The sequence below is a fragment of the Nonomuraea sp. NPDC050328 genome, assembly GCF_044459405.1.
Taxonomy (GTDB): domain Bacteria; phylum Actinomycetota; class Actinomycetes; order Streptosporangiales; family Streptosporangiaceae; genus Nonomuraea.
In genome coordinates this window covers 355,107-376,043 of record NZ_JBITIW010000001.1, presented here as the reverse complement: position 1 = coordinate 376,043, position 20,937 = coordinate 355,107, and the positions used below count along the sequence as shown (strand labels likewise).

Here is a 20,937-nt window from a genome sequence, read left to right as displayed (position 1 = left end):
TCTGAGCGTATTGGCGGCTTCTTCTCCCGGGGGCGGGTTCGATGGTTGATCGGCGTGCGCCCCTGCATGACCCCGAAGGAGCATGTACGTGTCTTTTTCACGCAGGGCGGGGGGCGCCCTTGCCGTCGCGGTCAGCGCCGCGCTGGTTCTGAGCGCCTGTGGCTCGACCTCCGGCACCCCCGAGGCCAAGCCGTCTGACGCGGGCAGCAAGCCCGCGGCGAGCAACGCCACGGTGACCTTTGCCTTTGACCAGGAGATCAGCTCCTACAACGGCAACACCCCCGAGGACTACTCCACGAAGAACCACATCATCACTCAGCTCGTGCAGAGTGACATGTGGAAGTACTCCAAGAGCGGCGGCGTCGAGCCGAACACCGACATGGGCTCGTACGAGAAGGTCTCCGACAGCCCGCTGACGGTGAAGTACACCTTCAACCCGAACGCCGCCTGGTCCGACGGCAAGGCCATCGGCTGCACCGACGTGCTGTTCAAGTGGGCCGTCGCCTCGGGTGAGTTCCCCGAGTTCTCCTACATCTCGACCGACCCGTGGGACAAGATCGAGATGCCGTCGTGCAAGCCCGGCGACAAGGAGATCACCCTCAAGTACTCCAAGACGTACGCCGACTGGGCCGGCACCTCCGTGGTGGACATGCCGCCGCACGTCGTCGCCGAGCAGGGCGGCCTGACCGTCGACGAGATGCTCGCGGCGATCCAGGCCAAGGACCACGCCAAGCTGAAGAAGGCCGCCGAGTTCTACAACAAGGGCTGGATCTTCAACGGCAAGCTGCCCGACGCCAAGCTGATCCCCAGCTCTGGACCGTTCCAGTTCGAGAGCTTCGCGGCCGGCCAGAACGTCACCCTGGTCCCGAACCCCAACTACTGGGGCGAGAAGGCCAAGATCGGCAAGCTGGTCGTCCGCCAGATCTCCGGCCCCGAGCAGGTCCAGGCGCTGCAGAACGGCGAAGTCAACATCATCGAGCCGCAGGCCAACGCCGACGTGCTCACCCAGGTCCAGGGCCTGCCGGGCGTGAAGGTGGAGACCGGGTCGCAGTTCCTCTACGACCACCTGGACTTCAACTTCAACAAGGGCGTCATGAAGGACGCGAAGGTCCGCCAGGCCTTCGCGCTCTGCGTGCCGCGTCAGCAGATCGTCGACAACCTGGTCAAGCCGCAGGACCCGAACGCGGTCGTCATGCAGGCCCGCAACGTCGCGCCGTTCCAGGAGAACTACGCCGACACCGTCGCCGGCATCGGCACCCACGGCTACGAGAACGTCGACCTGGAGAAGGCCAAGAGCCTGCTCGCCGAGGCCGGCCAGTCCGGCAAGGTCAAGGTCAAGGTCGGCTACATCCAGCCGAACCCGCGCCGCGCCCAGACCGTCGAGCTGATCAAGGCCTCCTGCGACCAGGCCGGCTTCGAGGTCGTCGACTCCGGCTCCGAGAAGTTCTTCGACCCGGCCGGCGCGCTGGCCACCGGCGACTTCGACGTGGCCCTGTTCGGCTGGGCCGGCTCCGCGCTGGTCTCCGGCTGGCCGGCCGCCTACAAGACGCCCACCGCCTGCACCGCGGAGAAGAAGTCCAACAACAAGGGCTGCTACTCCAACCCCGAGGTCGACAAGCTCCTGGACCAGATCGTCAGCGAGACCGACCTGGCCAAGCAGAAGCAGCTCACCATCGAGGTCGAGAAGCTCCTGTGGAAGGACGTCGCCACCATCCCGCTGTTCAGCCACCCGCGGATGACCGCGTGGAGCGAGAACATCACCGGCGTGACCCCGAACCCCACCCAGGCTTCGGTCACGCTCAGCGCTCCCCAGTGGGCCGTCAACTAGTCCGCTAACTCACGCCGCGGGGCCGGGATCGAACCCCGGCCCCGCCGCGTAGGTCAACTGCCCGCCGAACGTCCCAGGCCACCCCCTCCACGGCCGGCGGGAGCCGCACTCAGGAGGACGGTGACCCCTTGCTCGCCTTCATCGCGCGCCGGCTGGCCACAGCCACGCTGGTTCTGCTCGTCGCGACGTTCATCATGTACGTCCTGGTCGCCCTGTCCGGTGACCCGCTCGCCGACCTTCGCGAGCAGAACACCCCGGAAGCCCAGCAGAAGATGGCCTTCCGGACCAAGAACATGCAGCTCGACGTGCCCGTCCCGCTGCGCTACCTGTCCTGGCTGGCCGGCGTGTTCCGCGGCGACCTGGGCATTTCCAAGAACGGCGAGGACGTCGCCAGCATGGTCGGCTCGGCCATGACCGCGACCCTCCAGCTCGTCGTCATCGCGACCGTCCTGGGCGCGGTGATCGGCATCACCATCGGCATCGTCTCCGCGCTGCGTCAGTACAGCGCCTTCGACCACGCCATCACCTTCGCCGCCTTCGTCTGCTTCTCGCTGCCGCTGTTCTGGGTGGCCACGATGCTCAAGCAGTACGTCGCGATCGAGTTCAACACCTGGCTCAAGGACCCGACGATCCCGATCGGCGTCATCGCCGCCATCGCGGTGCTCGCCGGGCTGCTGTGGGCCGCCGTCTTCACCGGCTCGGCCAAGCTCCGCCTGTCGGCCTTCGCGATCGGCCTGGTCAGCACCGGCGCGGTGCTGTTCTTCCTGTCCGAGACGCACTGGTTCGCCGACCCCGGGCTCGGCCTGCCGTTCATCGCGATCGTCTCGCTCCTGGCCGCCGCCGGGCTCGCGCTGCTGATCTCCGGCTACGAGCACCCCCGCCCGCTGTACGCGGCCCTGGCCGCCGCCGCGGTCGGCATCCTGCTCTACCTGCCGCTGCAGAGCCTCCTGGCCGACCCCAGCGTGCTCGAACTGCTCGGCTTCGCCCTGCTGACCGCCGTGGTCTGCGCGGCCATCGGGTACGGCGTGGGCGGCCTGCTGCGCCGCCAGGCGATCCCGCTGGCCATCGCCAGCGGCCTGTTCACCGCCGCGCTGATCTTCGTCGACCGCCTGCTCCAGGCTTGGGACAGCTACTCCGCGTCGGTCAACGGCCGCCCGATCGCCACCATCGGCTCGGCCACGCCGAACTACACCGGCGACTTCTGGCACGTCTCCCTCGACGCCGCCACCCACCTGCTGCTGCCGACCCTGGCGCTGATCCTGGTGGGCCTGGCCAGCCACTCGCGCTACAGCCGCGCCTCGATGCTCGAGGTGATGAACCAGGACTACGTCCGTACGGCTCGCGCCAAGGGCCTGCCCGAGCGCACGGTCATCGTCAAGCACGCCTTCCGCAACGGCATGATCCCCATCACCACGATCCTGGCGCTCGACTTCGCCGGAGTCGTCGGCGGCGCGGTGGTCACCGAGTCCGTCTTCGGCTGGAAGGGCATGGGCTCGCTGTTCACCAAGGCGCTGCACGAGGTGGACCCGCTGCCCGTCATGGGCTTCTTCCTGGTCGTGGGCATCTCGATCGTGCTCTGGAACATGATCGCCGACGTCGCCTACGCCTACCTCGACCCGAGGATCCGTCTGTCATGAGCGCAACCACCGAGACCCCGCACACCAGCGAAGCCCAGGGCATGGCCATCAAGGCCAAGACCCAGCGCCAGCTCGTCGTCCGCCGGTTCTTCCGCCATCGCGGCGCGATGGTGGGCATGGTGCTGTTCGCGCTGGTCTTCGTGCTGGCCTTCAGCTCCATCGGCTTCGGGCCGCTGCCCGGCTGGTGGAAGCACAGCTACGACGTGACCGGCACCGTGATCGCCGGCGGCCGGCCGACGCTCACCGTGTGGCCGTTCAGCCTCGGCGAGCACCCCTTCGGCCAGGACAACCTGGGCAAGGACTACTTCGCCCTGGTGATGCGCGGCGCGCAGATCTCGATCATCGTCGCCGTCATGATCGGCCTGGTCTCGACGCTCATCGGCACGGTCATCGGCGCCCTGGCCGGCTACTTCCGCGGCCGGGTCGAGACGCTGCTCATGCGCTTCACCGACGTGATGATCACCATCCCGACCCTGGTCATCGCGGCCGTGGTCGGCATGATCGCCGGCAACCTAGGCCCATACTTCCTGGCCGCCATGCTCGGCGTCATCACCTGGACCGGCGTCGCCCGCCTGGTCCGCGGCGAGTTCCTCTCCCTGCGGGAGAAGGAGTTCGTGGAGGCGGCCCGCGCGGTCGGCACCCCGGCCAAGCGCATCATCTTCAAGCACATCCTGCCCAACTGCCTGGGCGTGATCATCGTCTCCGCGACGCTGGCCATCTCCTCCGGCATCCTGCTGGAGTCCGGGCTGTCCTTCCTGGGCTTCGGCGTGAAGTTCCCGGACACCTCCCTCGGCGTGCTCATCAACGAGTACCGCTCCGCGATGACGGTCCGCCCGTGGTTGTTCTGGTGGCCCGGCATCTTCATCATCGCGATCGCCCTGTCGGTCAACTTCATCGGCGACGGCCTGCGCGACGCGTTCGACCCGCGACAGAACAGGGTGCGTGGCTGATGAGCGACCTTCACATCGCCAAGACGCTGAGCGACGCCAAGCGGCCGAGCGAGACCGAGGTCCTGCGGGTGGAGAACCTGCAGGTGAGCTTCCCCACCGACGACGGCCTGGTCAAGGCGGTCCGCGGGGTCACCTACTCGGTGCGCGAGCGCGAGGTCCTGGGCATCGTCGGCGAGTCCGGCTCGGGCAAGTCGGTCTCCTCCATGGCGGTCATGGGCCTGCTGCCCAGGAGTGCCCGGATCACCGGCTCCATCCACTACCGCGGGCAGGACCTGCTCGGCATGTCCGAGCGCAAGCGGCGCGACCTGCGCGGCCGGAAGATCGCCATGATCTTCCAGGACCCGATGACCGCGCTCAACCCGGTCCACACCATCGGCGACCAGCTCGCCGAGGCGGTCCTGGCGCACTCCCTGATCCCGCGCAAGCAGGCCTTGGCCCGCGCCAGGGAGATGCTCGACCTGGTCGGCATCCCGCAGGCCGAGGCGCGGCTCAAGGCCTACCCGCACGAGTTCTCCGGCGGCATGCGGCAGCGCGCGATGATCGCCATGGCGGTCATCAACAACCCGGACGTGATCATCGCCGACGAGCCCACCACGGCCCTCGACGTGACCGTCCAGGCGCAGATCCTGGAGAAGCTGCTGGAGGTCAAGGACGCGGTCGACGCGGCGATCGTGCTCATCACGCACGACCTCGGCGTCATCGCGGGCATGGCCCACCGCGTGCTGGTCATGTACGCCGGGCGGCCGGTGGAGGTGGGCGAGGTCGACCCGGTCTTCACCACGCCTCGCATGCCGTACACCGCGGGTCTGCTGGGGTCCATCCCGTCGCTGGAGAACTCCACCCAGGGGCGGCTGCGGCCGATCAAGGGCACGCCGCCCAGCCTCATCCACCTCCCGCAGGGCTGTCCCTTCTCGCCGCGGTGCCCGCTGGTCACCGAGGAGTGCCGTACGGCGGAGCCCGAACTGGCCCCGACCGACCACGCCGGGCACTTCGCGGCCTGTCACCGCTGGCCGGAACTGGCCCGCGTGGCCGACCCGACCGTGTTCTTCAAGGGAGGCAACTGATGGCTCTGCTCGAGGTCTCCGACCTGGTCATGAACTTCCCGGTCAAGAGCAAGGGCTTCCTGCGCCGCACGGTCGGCCACGTCCAGGCGGTCAGCCACGTCTCCCTGCGGGTGGAGGCGGGCGAGACGCTCGGCGTCGTGGGCGAGTCGGGCTGCGGCAAGTCCACCACCGGACGGGCCATCCTGCAGCTCCACAAGCCCACCGCAGGCTCGGTCCGCTTCGACGGCAAGGAGCTGACCACGCTCAGCCCCAAGGGCCTGCAGGCGGTCCGCCGGGACATGCAGATCGTCTTCCAGGACCCCTACGCCTCGCTCAACCCGAAGATGCCGGTCAACGACATCATCGCCGAGCCGCTGAAGGTGCACGGGCTCTGGGACGCCAAGAAGGGCCCGGCCCGGGTGGCCGAGCTGCTGCGCCTGGTGGGCCTGTCGCCCGAGCACGGCAACCGCTACCCGCACGAGTTCTCCGGCGGCCAGCGCCAGCGTGTCGGCATCGCCCGCGCGCTGGCCCTGGAGCCCAAGCTGCTCATCCTGGACGAGCCGGTGTCCGCGCTGGACGTCTCGGTGCAGGCGGGCGTGGTCAACCTGCTGGAGGACCTCCAGGACAAGCTGGGGCTGGCCTACGTCTTCATCGCGCACGACCTGTCGGTGGTCCGGCACATCTCCGACCGGGTGGCCGTCATGTACCTGGGCAAGGTCGTGGAGGTCGGCCCGCGCGACGAGCTGTACGACCGGCCGATGCACCCCTACACCCAGGCGCTGCTGTCGGCGGCCCCGAGCGCGAACCCGGAGGAGGAGCGCCGGCGCGAGCGGATCATCCTCACCGGCGACGTGCCGAGCCCGCTCAACCCGCCCACCGGATGCCGCTTCCGCACCCGCTGCTGGAAGGCCCAGGACATCTGCGCCAGTCAGGAGCCACCGCTCGCCGAGCAGGGCTCCGGACACCAGGTGGCCTGCCATTTCCCGGAAGTGCGGCAACACGGTGAGTAGTTCGTGACAATGTCCGGGTTTTGTGACACTTAGCCCTTCCCGACAGCGTTACTGACCGCGAAAAGTCCTGGTCAAGTGGACAAAATCCGCTTGACTGGGACTTTTTGTGTCTTGGTCCGGTGACCATCCCGTTATGTGGGACGTGGCGGACTGTTACATCCAGCCGATTAATCTGCGCGGTGTAGTCACGGAGCTGTCAAACGATTATCAAGTCGGCTCCGATGTCGGGCGGCGTTCGGGTGGCGACCCACCCTCCGTCCGTCAGGTGATCGGAGGGTGATGGGCAAGTTCCTGCTACGGAAGCTGGTCACACAGCTCGTGCTGGTGGTGATCGCGACCAGCTTCGCCTACATGCTGGCGGCTTCCACGCTCAATCCGCGGGTGAACTTCGCCAACCGGCAGCCGCCCGTCTCGGCGGAGGTCATCGAGGCCACGCTGAACGACACCAACCTCAACGACCGCACCCCCGTCTTCGAGCGGTACGTCCGCTGGGCGGGCGACGTGGTCCAGGGTGACTTCGGCAAGACCTTCATGGGCGGCAACGTCAACGACGAGCTGGGCCGCCGGGTGGGGGTCAGCCTCCGGCTGATGATCATCGGCACCGTCCTCGGCGCCACGCTGGGCGTGCTGATCGGAGCCTTCACCGCGATCAAGCAGTACGGCATAGCGGACCGGTTCTTCACCGGCGTCGCCTTCGTCATCCTCTCCACGCCCACCTTCGTCATGGCGACCCTGCTCATCCTGGTCACCACCATGGGCAACGAGTCGTGGGGGCTGGGCATCGAGTTCGTCGGCGAGTACTCGCCGGGGCTGACCGGCTGGGATCAGTTCACCAACCGGATCAACCACCTCATCCTGCCGACCATCACGCTGGCCGGCATCCAGATCGCGGTCTTCAGCCGCTACCAGCGCAACATGATGCTCGACGTGCTGAGCCAGGACTTCATCCGCACCGCGATGGCCAAGGGCCTGCGCAAGCGGACCGCGCTCTACAAGCACGCGCTGCGCACCGCGCTGATCCCGACCGCCACCTACTTCGCCTTCACCGTCGGCCTGGTCTTCACCGGCGCCACCTTCACCGAGTCCATCTTCGGCTGGCACGGCATGGGCGCCTGGCTGATCCAGTCGATCCAGAGCCAGGACGTCAACGCCGTCGCCGCGGTGGCCTGCTTCACCGGAGTGTGCGTGTTGTTCGCGGCCTTCCTGTCCGACGTCTTCGTCGCGATCCTCGACCCGAGAGTCCGGGTGAACTGACATGCGGACGAAGATGATCCTGCGTCGCGTCGTGCGCGACCCCCAGGCCATCCTGGGCCTGACGCTCCTGCTCGCGCTGGTGCTGCTCGCCTACGTCGGGCCGCACCTGGGCGCCTGGGAGTGGAACCAGAAGGACTTCCGCGCCTTCCGCAAGCCGCCGTCGGAGTCGCACTGGTTCGGGACCACGCAGATCGGCGGCGACGTCTGGGCGATCACCCTGCGCGGCATGCAGAAGTCGATCATCGTCGGCCTGCTGGCCGGCGTCATCGCCACCTTCCTGGCCGCGATCGTCGGCGCCGTCGCCGGCTACTTCGGCGGCTGGGTCGACCGCACCCTGATGTGGTTCACCGACCTGTTGCTCGTCCTGCCCAGCTTCCTGATCATCGCCATCCTCAGCCCCCGGCTGAAGGGGGAGAGCTGGCTCTGGTTCGTGCTGCTGCTCGCGCTGTTCGCCTGGATGCTCACCGGCCGCGTGGTCAGAGCGATGACGATCTCGCTGCGAGAACGCGAATACGTGCTGGCCGCGGTGTACGCGGGCGTGCCGACCTGGAAGGTCATCACCCGGCACATCCTGCCCAACCTGGCCTCGCTGCTGATCATCGACGCGACTTTGGGAGTCGGCGGCGCGATCCTGGGCGAGACCGGCCTGTCCTTCTTCGGCTTCGGCATCCAACCCCCCGACGTGTCGCTCGGCACCGTCATCGCCGACAGCGCCCGGCAGGTGGTGGCCTACCCGTGGATCTTCCTGCCCGCGGCCGGCCTGCTGATCCTGCTCGTGCTGAGCATCAATCTGGTCGGCGACGCCCTTCGAGACGCCATGGACCCGGGGAAGGCCTGATGAGCAAGAACACTGTGCTGGAGGTCGCCGACCTCTGCGTCACCTTCCCTGGCGACATCCAGGCCGTCCGCGGAGTCAGCTACTCCCTCGCCGGCGGCGAGGTGCTGGGCATCGTCGGCGAGTCCGGGTCGGGCAAGTCGGTGACCTCGCTCGCGGTCATGGGCCTGCTCCAGGACAACGCCAAGGTCGACGGCTCGGTCAAGCTGCTCGGCGAGGAGCTGATCGGCCGCGGCGAGGCCCAGCTCGCCAAGGTGCGCGGCAAGTCGATCGGCATGATCTTCCAGGACCCGCTGTCGGCCTTCACGCCGGTCTTCACCATCGGCTACCAGATCGCCGAAGCCATCCACGTGCACCAGAAGGTGAGCAAGGAGAAGGCCTACAAGCAGGCCGTCGACCTGCTGGACCTGGTCGGCATCCCCAACCCGCAGCAGCGGGTCAAGTCCTTCCCGCACGAGTTCTCCGGCGGCATGCGGCAGCGCGCGATGATCGCCATGGCGATCGCGAACGACCCCGACGTGCTGATCGCCGACGAGCCCACGACCGCCCTGGACGTGACCATCCAGGCGCAGGTGCTGGAAGTGCTCAAGAAGGCGTGCCGGGAGACCGGGGCCGGGCTCATCATGATCACGCACGACCTCGGCGTGGTCGCGGGGCTGGCCGACCGGGTCATGGTCATGTACGCCGGGCGGCCGGTGGAGACCGGGACCGTCGACCAGGTGTACTACAAGCCACGCATGCCGTACACGATGGGGTTGCTGGCCTCGATCCCGCGCGTGGACGAGAGCCACGGGCGGCGCGAGCCGCTCGTGCCGATCGAGGGCAACCCGCCCTCGCCCTCCAGCCTGCCCCCCGGCTGCCCGTTCGCGCCGCGCTGCCCGATGCACGTCAGCGCCTGCGACGACGAGGAGCCGGAGCTCGTGCCGGTGGGCGGCGGCCAGGCCAGCGCCTGCATCCGGGTGCACGACATCCTGCAGAAGAACCTGACCAGCGCCGACGTCTTCGTCCGCCCGGAGATCCCGCGCGACGAGCGCATCGAGATCCCGCGCGAGCAGCGGCCCACCGTCCTCGCGGTGGACGGGCTGAAGAAGCACTACCCCCTGATGAAGGGCGCGGTCTTCAAGCGCCGCGTCGGCACCGTGTACGCGGTCGACGGCGTCTCCTTCGACATCGCCGAAGGCGAGACGCTCGGCTTGGTCGGCGAGTCCGGCTGCGGCAAGACGACCACGCTGCAGGAGATCATGAAGCTCATGCCGGCGGAAGGCGGCAAGATCGTCGTCCTCGGCAAGGACACCGGCACGCTCAAGGCCGGCGGGCGCAAGACCCTGCGCGGCGACGTGCAGATCGTCTTCCAGGACCCGATGGCCTCGCTCGACCCGCGGATGCCGGTCTCGCAGATCATCGCCGAACCGCTGTACGCGCACGGCCGCAAGAAGGAAGAGGTCGAGGCCAAGGTCGCCGAGCTCCTCCGCCTGGTCGGCCTGTCGCCCGAACACGCCTCCCGCTACCCGCGCCAGTTCTCCGGCGGCCAGCGCCAGCGCATCGGCATCGCCCGCGCGCTCGCCCTGGAACCGAAACTGGTCGTCCTCGACGAGCCGGTCTCCGCGCTCGACGTCTCCATCCAGGCCGGTGTCATCAACCTGCTGGAGGAGCTCAAGACCCGTCTGGGGTTGTCCTACCTGTTCGTGGCGCACGACCTGGCCGTGGTCCGGCACATCGCCGACCGCGTCGCGGTCATGTACCTCGGGCGCATCGCCGAGATCGGCAAGGTGGACGAGGTGTACGCCAAGCCGGCGCACCCCTACACCCAGGCGTTGCTGTCGGCCATTCCGATTCCCGACCCGGACAAGGAACGGGCCAGGAAGCGGATTCTGCTCAAGGGAGATCTGCCGAGCCCGGCCGATCCGCCCTCGGGCTGCCGGTTCCGCACTAGATGCCCCAAGTTCGCGATCCTGCAGGAGAGCGAGCAGGCCCGGTGCATCAACGAAGAACCCGCCGTCTTGCGGGTGCCGCAGGATCCCGACAAGGATCACGCGGCCGCCTGCCACTACGCGCGGGAGATCGAGGTCGTCTGACCTCCCCCCATGAAGGAGAGAGTTGTGAAGGTGCGAATCACGGCGGTAGCCGGTGTCGCCGCCCTCGCGCTGGGTCTGACCGCCTGCGGTGGTGGCGGCACGACTCAGGGCGGCGGACAGGCCAGCACGCCGGCCGGGCAGCCGGCTTCCAGCCCCGCGGCCAGCGACGGCGCGATCAAGGAACTGCCGCCGCAGGACATCAACGAGCAGCCGCGTGAGAAGGTCAAGGACGGCGGCACGCTGCGCCTGGCCATCAACAACCTTGGGCCGCAGTTCAACCGTCTGCACGCCAACGGTGGTCTGGCCGACACCGACAACCTGGCCGACGTCCTGCTCCCGCAGGCGTTCGACTCCGACGGCTCGGGCAACCTCAAGCCGAACAAGGACCTGCTGGTCAGCGCCGAGCAGACCTCCACGAGCCCGCAGACGATCGTCTACAAGATCAACCCTGCGGCCAAGTGGTCGGACGGCAAGCCGATCACCGCCAAGGACTTCATCGCCCAGGCCAACGCCATGAGCGGCAAGGACAAGAAGTTCCAGGCGGGCTTCACGACCGGCTACGACCAGATCGAGTCGATCAAGCAGGGCGCCGACGAGCGTGAAGTCATCATGATCTTCAAGGCTCCGTTCCAGGCGTGGCAGGGTCTGTTCGGCCCGCTGATGTCCGCCGAGGACACCGGCACCCCCGACGCCTTCAACAAGAACTGGCTGAACAAGGTCGGCGTCACCGGCGGCCCCTTCAAGCTGGACAAGATCGACCAGACCGCCAAGACCTTCACCGTCGTCCGCGACGACAACTTCTGGGGCGACAAGGCCAAGCTCGACTCGATCGTCTTCCGCACCCTCGCGGTCGACGCCGAGACCGGCGCCTTCGCCAACGGTGAGATCGACTTCACCGACATCGGCCCCGACGCCGCCGCCCTCAAGCAGGCCGAGGCCGTCCCCGGTGCGGTCATCCGCCGCGCCGCCGGCCCCGACATCCGCCACATCACCCTCAACGCGGGCGGCAGCGAGATCCTGAAGGACCAGAAGGTCCGCCAGGCCGTCTTCATGGGCCTCAACCGCGAGGCGATCACCGAGTCCGACCTCAACGGCCTCGGCGTCCCGGTCAAGACCCTGGACAACCTGATCTACGTCAACACCCAGCCGGCCTACAAGCCGAACGCGGGCGAGTTCGGCACCTACAACCCCGACAAGGCCAAGGCCCTGCTCGAGGAGGCGGGCTGGAAGCTCGAGGGCGCGACGCGCAAGAAGGACGGCAAGGAGCTCGTGCTCCGCTACGTCATCGGCGCCGGCGTCCCGATCACCAAGGCCGAGGCCGAGCTGGCCCAGGCCATGCTGGGCGAGATCGGCATCAAGGTGAACATCGAGCAGGTCCCGCTGGAGAAGTTCTGGGACGACTACGTCTACGCGGCGAACTTCGACCTGTGCTCCTTCTCGCTGCTGGGCACCCCGTTCCCGATCTCTGACACGGTCTCCTCCTACAAGAAGCCGGAGATCAAGGACGGCAAGCCGGTCTACGTCAACAACACCACCCACTTCGGCACCGACGAGATCGACCAGATGCTCGCCACCGCCGCCAGCGAGCTCGACCCGGCCAAGGCCGCCGAGCTGGCCAACGCCGCCGACGTCAAGCTGTGGGAGCAGGCGCTGCGCATGACGCTGTTCCAGCGTCCGCAGATCAAGGCCGCCAAGGCGAACCTCGCCAACCTGGGCGCTCCCGGGTTCGCGGACTCGTCGGAGGTCTGGGAGAACGTCGGCTTCACCGAGTAACCTCCCTCCCTTCCGGGGTCTCCTGACCGGCCCCGGAAACCTGATCCCGGCCAAGCGCACCGCTTGGCCGGGATTTTTCTTTGTCTCCCATCGAGGTCACTCAGCGCCCCTCCGCCGCGCGGCCCTCTTCCCTCTTCCCCTTGCCCCTGCCGCCCTGCCTCGCCCCTCTGCCACACCCACCCCCGGCCACGGCCCCTCCGCCGCGCTTCCCTGCCCTCACCCCGACCCTCCGCCGCCGACCCCTCCGATCCACCATGCCGCCCCGTCCCGCCTTGCCCAGTCCCGTCCCGCTCCGCCTTCCCAGTCCCGTCCCGTCCCGCTCCGCCTTGCGTCCCGTCCCGTCCTGTCCCTGCCGGAGGCCTCCGCTGCCTTGCTGCACACCCCCTTGCCCCAACCCACCCGAACCCCGTCTGGCCCACGCTCCACCCCGACGCCAAGGCACCGGTCACCTAACCGCCGCTCCCACGCCAAACCCACCCCGCCTGCCGGTCCCCACTTGCCGGTCACCCAACTACCGGTCATTCACTCGGCTGCCCACCCACCCCCGGGCCGCCCAACCCCCGGGCCGCCCAACCCTCGGGCCGCCCAACCCTCGGGCCGCCCAACCCTCGGGCCACGTAACCCTCGGGCCACGTAACCCCCGAGCCGCCCGACCCCGGCCTACGTAACCCCCGTAGGCCCCACCCGCCCAACAAACCCCCACATCCCACCCACCCCACCCCCGAGTTATCCCCAGAACCCCATTCGGCCCCCCACCGCCGACCAAACCTTCCGCATCCTGCAGTCATGGCCATCACCTACAAGCTCCCCACCCTCCTGACCACCCTCTTCGTCGTGGCCCTGGACCGCCTCCCCGTAGCCGCCGACACCCTCCTCCCATGGCGCATAGGCCGCCCCTACCGCCGAGCCGCCCGCGACGCCCTGGGCACCCCGGCCCTCACCCTCACCCACCGCCGCAGCACCTGGCGCCCAGCCGGCCTCGACCTCCCACCCGACGACCGCCGCCTGCTCCGCCGCTCCCGCCACCACATCCTGGTCTCCACGACGGCGCCGCCGTACGAACAGCCCTTCCGCACCCAGGTCGCCCGAGCCACCGCCCGAGCCATCGCCGAGGAGTCCGGCGGCCTCGTCATCGACCCCCTGGCTGCCCGCGGCGTCTTCACCTGCGACGGCTGCCCCGGCGAACGCGCCGAGTTCCGCCTGGACGACGACTGGCTGGGCTGGGACATCACCGTCCAGGACCACGCCACCTGCCCGCCCTGGAACCCGGCCGACAACCGCGCCTGCGCCTGCCTGCGCGTCACCTCCCGCGGCCTGCGCCGTTTCGCCCTCCCCGAGATCACCCTGGACGGCGCCGCCTGTGCCCACACCCTGTGCGCCGTCACCCTCCTCCGCGCCGTCGCCGCCCGCCTCGCCGCCGACCACTTCGCCTACCTCGCCACCCACCCCACCGCCCGTTCCCGCACCATCGACGACCACCTCCTCGTCGACCGCGACCCCGTCCCCTTCCTGGTCCGCCTCACCCCCTACACCCCCACCACCAAGGCCCCCTACGCCTTCACCGACGAGACCCCCTACGCCTTCACCGACACCGCCGCCCAGGGCTCCACCGACGCCACCCCCTACGGCCCCACGGACACCGCCTTCTTCGGATCCACCGCCACCGCCCCCTCACCCCCAAGCCTCCGCGTCCACCCCACCCCCGGCGACACCGCCGTCACCTGCCTGAAGGTCGACCCTCCGAGCACCTTCCCCGGCACCGTGAACGATTGGCTCTGCGCCACCCAACGCCTAGACCTCCCCATCCCTGCTCCAGCCACGGCCACCGCTGTCACGCTCACCCCTGCCACGCTCACCCCTGCCACGCTCGCCGCAGCCTCGACCACCCCTGTCACGCCCACCCCTGTCACGCTCACCCCAGCCCCGGCCACCGCTGTCGCGCTCACCCCAGCCCCGGCCACCGCTGTCGCGCTCACCCCTGCCACGCCCGCCCCAGCCCCGGCCACCGCTGCCACGCCCGCCCCAGCCCCGGCCACCGCTGCCACGCCCGCCCCAGCCCCGGCCACCGCTGCCACGTTCACCGCAGCCCCGACTCCCTCCACCCCCTCCGCCGAGATCCCACCCACCACGCCGGCTTCCCTACCAGCCCCCGCTCTGACCTCAGCCACGGCCGCACCCTTTCCACAAAACGCCACGGCCGTGCCCCTCCCACGAAACGTCGTCCCTCTCATTCCAGCCACGACCCAACCTCCGCCCGCATCACCGCCCCTCGCCGAACCACCCACTTCAGCGGCCCGCCCCACCGCGCCCAGCGCCCTTCCACGCCTCCACCACCAGCCCCCAAGCCCCTCCCGCTTCCGCCAGCCGTCTGACGGAACCCTGCACCCCCTCCACCTGGACGACGCCGCATGACCAGGCCCCGCCCACCCCTCCAGGTCCAGCCGCCATGACGGCACGGGAAGCAGGCGCCGATGACCGCCCTCTTCGTCCACCTCCCCCTGACCGCCACCCCCTTGCCCACCCCGCCTGGCTGCCCACCCCCCGGGCGTGCAGGAGCCGAGGGATGCAGGGGAGGAGGCGGGGCCAGGCGAGCAGGTTAGGGCGAGCTGGTGAGTGAGCGGAGGCGGGCCAGACGACGAGAAGAGCGGCGGATCAACGGGGGCCGGGTATGCCGGGGTGGGGCTTGGCAAACAGCGAAGGCGAGCCGAATGACGGGGCCGGTGGGCGAGCTGGTCGCGCGGCAGGAGAGGGAGCGCTCGGGGGAGGACGCGCAAGCCTGGGAGGGAACGAGCACACCTCAGGAGGAGTGAGCACACGCAGAGGAGGCGAGCACAGCTCATGAGGACTGAGCGCAGCTCAGAAGGGGCGAGCACTGCTCATGAGGAGCCGGCACAGCTCAGCTGCACAAGACCAGCTCAGCTGCACGAGCTCCGCTCAGACCGCAGAAACGGGAACCCGCCCCAGGATGCGGCCGAGCACATCCTCCAGAACCCCGACCGGATCACCCACACCCCCCGAGCTACGCCAAGCGATATACCCATCGGGCCGCACCAGCACCGCCCCGTCGGGCCCAACGCCATAGACGTGCTGCCAGAACCCGGTGACATCCATCAGCTCGTCATTGATGAGGTGCGGCGCCAGCCGTACCCCCAGCCGGTCCCGAACCTGCCGCCCCGCCTCAGCCCAGTCCCGCCCCCGCGGCCCAGCGAGAAGAACGAACCCTGCCCCGAAGAGGTCGAGCGTCGAGATCGCCCGCCCATCCCAGTCGAGCGGAAGATGAGGTGCTCGGCTACCCGGCCGTGCGGTCGGAGTACGCGGATCCTCGCGAAGGCCAAGGTCATCCCCAGGCTCAGCGAGGATCGCGGAGGAGTGAACCCGAAGCCCGAGAACAGCCGCAACCGGATCCTCAACCGGCTCCGGATAACCCACCCGCAGCGCAGGAGGCATCCGGAACCCGAGGTTCCCGAGCTGCGCATTGGCGGTGAACTCCCCGATGGGCCGCCGCTCAGCGTCATAGGTGTCGAGGAAGGAAGGATGAGCCTGTCCGGTGAGAACGAGCCAGAGCCGCCAGGCGATGTCGCACCCGTCCTGGAGCGCAAGGCTGCCGCCTTGGCCTCCGGTGGGCGGCATGGTGTGCGCGGCGTCCCCCGCGAAGAACACCCGCCCGGCCCGGTACTGCTCGGCCAGGACGTGCCCCAGGTCGAAGGTCGCGTGGTCGAGAAGGCGTACGTCGAGGTCAGGGGTCCCCGTGGCGATGCGGACGAGCTCCACGCAGTGCTCCGGGGTGAAGTCGTCCTCGGTCTGTCCCTCGGCGAAGTTGATGCCGACCACGTGCGCCCCGACGCCGGTGCCGGTGATGAAGACGCCGGTGAAGGTGTCGTTCCGGAGGTACCAGAGGGTGACCTCCCGGTCGCGGACCAGGTCGGTCAGGTCGGCCTCGAACATGATCGAGCGCATCCGCCCCAGCAGCCCCTTACCGATGGTGGAGACGCCCAGGCGCTCACGCAGGGGACTCCGCCACCCATCGGCCGCGATCACGTAGTCGGCCCGGACGATGGTGTCGACGTAGCTGGCGGACTCCGGGGAACTGGGCTCACCGGCGGAGCTGCTGGAGTCAGGAGAACTGGCCCCACTGAGGGGGTTGAAAGAGCTGAAGGGGCTGGCCGAGCCACCCGAGCCGCCCGAGCTGACCCAGTCGGCCGAGCTGGCTGAGCTGGCCGAGTCGCCCGGGTGGGCTGAGTCGGCGGGAGTGGTCCGGCTGGTGGAGGTGGTCGGTCCCTGGGCTGGCGCGGGGGTGGAGGGGGCGGGGGAGACGAGGGTGCGGAGGGTGACGGTTACGCCGTCGGGGTCCTGGACCAGGTCGATGACCTCGGTGTTGAAGCGGAGGTCGGCGCCCAGTTCTTCGGCCTTGCGGCGGAGGGCGCGTTCGACCTCCGATTGGGGTGCGCCGGCGTCGCGGGCGGGGGTGAGGCGGGCGAGGGCGGCGATGTCCTGGGCTTGTTCCTCGTCGAAGAGGATGTGCGGGTTCGGGTCGCGCAGGCTGGTGGCGATCGCCATGCGCATGCTGTCGCCGCCGACCTTCGCGGCGATGGAGGCGAGTTGGTCTTCGATGCCCGGGATGGGGCGGAGGAGTTCCATGGCTCGCCAGTTGACGCCGAAGGCCTTGGGCTGGATCGAGGTGCTGGGGTGGCGTTCGGCCAGGATGACGGGGACGTCGCGCCAGGCCAGGGAGGCGGCTGCGCTGAGACCGGCGTAGCCGGCGCCGACGATGAGGACTGGCACGTGTTCGTGGTGCATGACGCCTCCTGGGTCGCGACATATCGTGTCTACTGGAATGGGCAACACGATATGTCGCGTGACAGAGCTCGTCAATGGATATTCGAAGTCGAATATTTGTTGGGCGCTGTGCTGGGCCTAGGGCTTCCCCAGGGGGCGAACGCTGGGTGCCGCGTGTGGTTCGGCGGATGCCCTGGTGGGGTGATGGCTCAGGCGGATCTGCGGGAGTTTGGAGGGATCGAGCCCGATCTGCGGGGCGATCAACCTGGGGCTTAGGGCTCAAGCCGGGACTCGCAGCTCAGTTTCGGGAGGCAAGCGTTGGTCGCAAGGTGGGCGTTGCTCGGCCGCTGGGTTGGCGGGCGAAGCCCGGACGACGGACGTCCCTGTGCTGAGGGCGATCGTGTCCTCGGGGGTGAACGGGGGTGCCGCTAGGCCGCAGCTCTAAAGGGGTTAGCCAGGCAGACCGGGGGCTCAACGGAGGGCTCGATCAGGGATCCATTACGGGCTCAGCCGGTGTGTGCAGCGTGGCTCGGCTGCCTGCGTGGGAGGTCGTCTGAGGGCTGCAGCTCTAGGGGGCGGTGGTGGTGGCCGACTGGCTGAGCGATCCGGGGACGGGGCGACGACGTGGTGAGACGTATGGCGCAGGTGGCTCGGTGAGACGGGTGATCGGTGAGACGGGTGATGGGTGAGGCAGGTGATCGGCGAGGCAGGTGATCAGTGAGGCGGTTGATCGGCGAGGCGGGTGGTGGTGGACGCCGCGGCAGAGGCGGAGTGTTGGGTGTCGGTGGGAGTCGGTGGGAGTCGGTGGGCTTGGTGCTGGGGTGGGGGACGCGGGTTAGGCGGCGGGGGCCAAGGTGCGGGTTGTGGGGGTCTTGGGGTGGGGGCGGGGGGTGAGGAGGAGGGCGCTGTAGGCGTGTTGGGCTGTGAGGCACCAGGTGATCACCTTGGGGAGGGTTACCGCGAAGGCCAGGCCGATCAGGACGCACATGGGGGTCCAGAGGGTGTACGGCAGGGCCCAGCCGTACAGGGGGTAGGACAGGCCGGCAAGGGCGAGGGTCCACCAGGTGAGGGTGGTGAGCAGGCCGCCGAGGAAGACGACGAAGGCGGTCAGGGCGTGGAGGAGTTCGGCCCAGCGTTGGGGGGTGGTGAGGACGGTCAGGAGGCGGGGCCGGGGGTGGTGGCCGGGGGACTCGGGGTGGGGCGCTGTCTCGGGGTGGGGTGCTGTCTTGTGGCGGGGGGCTGAGGAGGGGCGGGGTGTTGGGGGCTTGGTGGGGTGGGGTGCTTCCGGCTTGGTGGGGTGGGCGGTGAGGTGGGTGGTGGTTAGGAGGGTCGCGGCCAGGGTGAGGGGGGCGACGAGGGGGCCGAGGAGGCCGATGCCGGGGAGGAGCAGGGGGAGGAGGAGCAGGGCCGTGGTGGTGGCGAGGCCGAGGGTTGAGACGGTGAACGCGGCGGCGGCTCGTGCTGTGCCGGTCAGTAGGTCTCTGGTGTCTTGGTAGATCGACTGCTGCCCCATGGTGTCCACGGTAGGGAACTGGGGCGGGGGCCACCATCTCGCTAGCAACCGGTTGGGGGTAGGGAAAACCCCACCCGTGGACGTCGGGCCTGAGGGCGTGGCGGCGTTGGGCGGGGGCGCTGGCGATCGGCGGAGGGGTGGTGCCGTGGACGGAGGAGTGCTGGCGTTGGGCTGGAGGGTGCGGTGGCTCTGGGCGGGGGCGTTGGGCCGGGGTTGAGGGGCACTGGGTGGGGGCGTTGGGCGGGGTCGAGGGGCTCTGGGTGGGGGCTTCGGGCGGGGTTGAGGGGGCTCTGTATGGAGGTGGGGGTCGTTGGGTGGGGCGGCGGTGGGTGGAGGAGGGGGTTGGGCGGGTGGGGGTTAGTCGGTTGTGAGGTGGCGTTCTAGGGATTCCAGTTTGGTGGTCATGGCGTCTGTTACGCCGGGGCGGAGGTCGGCCTTGAGGACGAGGCTTACGCGGGGGGCGACTTCGGCTACGGCGTCGACTGCTTGTTTGACGACTGCCATGACCTCGTCCCAGTCGCCTTCGATGGTGGTGAACATGGCGTCTGTGCGGTTGGGGAGGCCGCTTTCGCGGACGACCTTGACGGCGCGGGCGACGGGTTCGGCGACGGCCTCGCCGACGCCCAGGGGTGTGATGGAGAAGGCGATGATCATGGGGGTAATGGTACGGACGCGGGGGTGGTGTGGGGTGGAGGGGCGGCGCGTCGTGGGGTGCGCGTGGGCTGGGGGGCCGGATGTTGGGGCTGCCGCGTGCTGAGTGGGGGCAAGCGAAGAAGTCGGCGGCCGGAGAACGCGGTGGCCGGACAACGCGGAAACCCGAGAGTGCGGAGGCCGGGGAGCGCGGAGGCTAGGGAGCGCGGGAACTAGAGAGTGCGGAGGCCTGGGAGCGCGGAAACCAGAGAGCGAGGAGGCCGGGGAGCGCGGCTGCCTGGGGGCTCAAGGGCCGGGGAAGAGCCCGGGACGCGAGGGCTTGGGGACCTCAGATGCTGAGAGAGCTCGAGGTGCCGGGAAGCGGCGGGCGCATAAGAAGGGCGGCCGGCTCAGAAGGGCGGCGAGCTCAGAAGAAGAAGGTCAAAAGGGGGTCAGAAGGGGGCGGGACGGGCTCAGGAGGAAAGGGGCAGAGGGGCCGAGTTGCCCGGGTTGGACGGGCAGAAGGCGGAGCGCTGCGCCTCAAGGAAAGAGAGGCGCAGCGCGGCGAGCCTCAGTGGTCGTGGTCGTGCTCGTCGTCCTCGTCGCTCGGCCCGTCGGACGGCTCGACGCCCAGGACGGCCTCACGCGGTTCGACCTCGTCGATGTGCTCGACCAGGGCCAGCACGTGGTCGGGCTCGATGAGCCACTGCAGCGAGCTGGCGCCGGTGTCGTCGGAGGTGACCAGCTCGGCCTGCTCCTTGCGCTCCTCGTCGGTGAGGTCGGCCTCGGGGTGCCGGATCTCGGCCAGGGCGGCGGCCTGGAGGGCGTTCACATCGAGCACCTCGACGGTCAGTTCGACCGTGAGGCGCAGGAACTTCGGTTCATCACTCATGGTGAATGAGCCTAGGGCAGTTTCCATTCGACCGGGGCGGCGCCTTGCTGGACGAGGAGCTGATTGGCCCGGCTGAAGGGCCGCGAGCCGAAGAAGCCGTTGCGCGCCGACAGCGGGGAGGGGTGCGCGGACTCGATGCGGGGGACGTCGCCGAGCAGCGGGGCGAGGTTGCGCGCGTCGCGGCCCCACAGGATGGCGACCATGGGCTTGTTGCGGGCGACGAGGGCGCGGATGGCCTGCTCGGTGACCTCTTCCCAGCCCTTGCCGCGGTGGGAGGCGGGCTTGCCGGGGGCGACGGTGAGGACGCGGTTGAGCAGGAGCACGCCCTGCTCGGTCCAGGGGGTCAGGTCGCCGTTGCCGGGCGGCGGGTATTCGAGGTCGGCCATGTACTCCTTGTAGATGTTGACCAGGCTGCCCGGCAGCGGCCGCACGTCGGCGGCGACGGAGAAGGACATCCCGATGGGGTGTCCGGGTGTCGGGTAGGGGTCCTGGCCCACGATGAGGACTTTGACCTCGTCGAAGGGCTGGTTGAAGGCCCTCAGGACGTGGGGTCCGGAGGGAAGGTACTGCCTTCCCTCGGCGATCTCCTTGCGGAGGAACTCGCCCATCGCGGAGATGCGCTCGCTGACGGGCTCCAGTGCTTGGGCCCATCCGGCTTCAACGACTTCGTGCAGGGGACGACCGGCCATGGCCGTTCACCTTATCTCTGGTTGGTACGGCT

General features: G+C 69.1%; 15 protein-coding genes. 10 read left to right on the top strand and 5 right to left on the bottom strand.

Annotated features, from left to right (window positions below; translation table 11 throughout):
- The first annotated feature begins 88 nt into the window (after positions 1-88).
- From ACIBG7_RS01700 to ACIBG7_RS01655, 10 genes are all read left to right on the top strand, one after another.
- Positions 89-1,828, top strand: a complete 1,740-nt coding sequence (locus ACIBG7_RS01700; RefSeq protein ID WP_357917397.1) for an ABC transporter family substrate-binding protein — start codon at positions 89-91, stop codon at positions 1,826-1,828.
- A 128-nt stretch (positions 1,829-1,956) separates the two neighbouring features.
- Positions 1,957-3,465 (top strand): ABC transporter permease, encoded by a 1,509-nt coding sequence (locus ACIBG7_RS01695; protein ID WP_397334840.1) that lies wholly within the window; start codon positions 1,957-1,959, stop codon positions 3,463-3,465.
- A complete protein-coding gene (locus ACIBG7_RS01690; protein WP_397334839.1) occupies positions 3,462-4,415 on the top strand; it encodes an ABC transporter permease in 954 nt (317 codons plus the stop codon). Before ACIBG7_RS01695 ends, ACIBG7_RS01690 begins: the two co-directional genes overlap by 4 nt.
- Complete coding sequence (locus ACIBG7_RS01685; protein WP_397334838.1) at positions 4,415-5,479, top strand: ABC transporter ATP-binding protein; 1,065 nt, start codon at positions 4,415-4,417, stop codon at positions 5,477-5,479. Before ACIBG7_RS01690 ends, ACIBG7_RS01685 begins: the two co-directional genes overlap by 1 nt.
- The gene (locus ACIBG7_RS01680; protein WP_357917408.1) at positions 5,479-6,468 is read left to right on the top strand and encodes a dipeptide ABC transporter ATP-binding protein; all 990 of its coding nucleotides are present in this window, start codon (positions 5,479-5,481) and stop codon (positions 6,466-6,468) included. The genes ACIBG7_RS01685 and ACIBG7_RS01680 overlap by 1 nt, the downstream gene beginning before the upstream one ends.
- 279 nt (positions 6,469-6,747) lie before the next feature.
- Positions 6,748-7,722 carry an ABC transporter permease gene (locus tag ACIBG7_RS01675; RefSeq protein ID WP_357917411.1) on the top strand — a complete coding sequence of 325 codons (975 nt, stop codon included), beginning with the start codon at positions 6,748-6,750 and terminating at the stop codon, positions 7,720-7,722.
- Between the two features lies 1 nt (position 7,723).
- Positions 7,724-8,560: an ABC transporter permease gene (locus ACIBG7_RS01670; RefSeq protein WP_357917414.1), complete on the top strand. Its 837-nt coding sequence runs from the start codon at positions 7,724-7,726 to the stop codon at positions 8,558-8,560.
- On the top strand, positions 8,560-10,632 hold the full coding sequence (locus ACIBG7_RS01665) for an ABC transporter ATP-binding protein (protein WP_357917416.1): 2,073 nt from the start codon (positions 8,560-8,562) through the stop codon (positions 10,630-10,632). The genes ACIBG7_RS01670 and ACIBG7_RS01665 overlap by 1 nt, the downstream gene beginning before the upstream one ends.
- Positions 10,633-10,656: 24 nt before the next feature.
- Positions 10,657-12,405, top strand: a complete 1,749-nt coding sequence (locus tag ACIBG7_RS01660; RefSeq protein ID WP_357917419.1) for an ABC transporter family substrate-binding protein — start codon at positions 10,657-10,659, stop codon at positions 12,403-12,405.
- A 786-nt stretch (positions 12,406-13,191) separates the two neighbouring features.
- Positions 13,192-14,817, top strand: coding sequence for a hypothetical protein (locus ACIBG7_RS01655; RefSeq protein ID WP_397334837.1), 1,626 nt, complete (start codon positions 13,192-13,194; stop codon positions 14,815-14,817).
- A gap of 522 nt (positions 14,818-15,339) precedes the next feature.
- Here the strand turns inward: ACIBG7_RS01655 and ACIBG7_RS01650 are convergent.
- The 5 genes from ACIBG7_RS01650 to ACIBG7_RS01630 form a co-directional block, all read right to left on the bottom strand.
- Complete coding sequence (locus tag ACIBG7_RS01650) at positions 15,340-17,202, bottom strand: FAD-dependent monooxygenase (protein WP_397334836.1); 1,863 nt, start codon at positions 17,200-17,202, stop codon at positions 15,340-15,342.
- Positions 17,203-18,016: 814 nt separating this feature from the next.
- A complete protein-coding gene (locus ACIBG7_RS01645) occupies positions 18,017-18,694 on the bottom strand; it encodes a hypothetical protein (protein WP_397334835.1) in 678 nt (225 codons plus the stop codon).
- A 357-nt stretch (positions 18,695-19,051) separates the two neighbouring features.
- Positions 19,052-19,348 carry an MTH1187 family thiamine-binding protein gene (locus ACIBG7_RS01640; protein WP_397334834.1) on the bottom strand — a complete coding sequence of 99 codons (297 nt, stop codon included), beginning with the start codon at positions 19,346-19,348 and terminating at the stop codon, positions 19,052-19,054.
- A 547-nt stretch (positions 19,349-19,895) separates the two neighbouring features.
- On the bottom strand, positions 19,896-20,216 hold the full coding sequence (locus ACIBG7_RS01635; protein WP_357917433.1) for a hypothetical protein: 321 nt from the start codon (positions 20,214-20,216) through the stop codon (positions 19,896-19,898).
- Between the two features lie 11 nt (positions 20,217-20,227).
- Complete coding sequence (locus ACIBG7_RS01630) at positions 20,228-20,905, bottom strand: uracil-DNA glycosylase (protein ID WP_357917436.1); 678 nt, start codon at positions 20,903-20,905, stop codon at positions 20,228-20,230.
- Between the last annotated feature and the right edge of the window lie 32 nt (positions 20,906-20,937).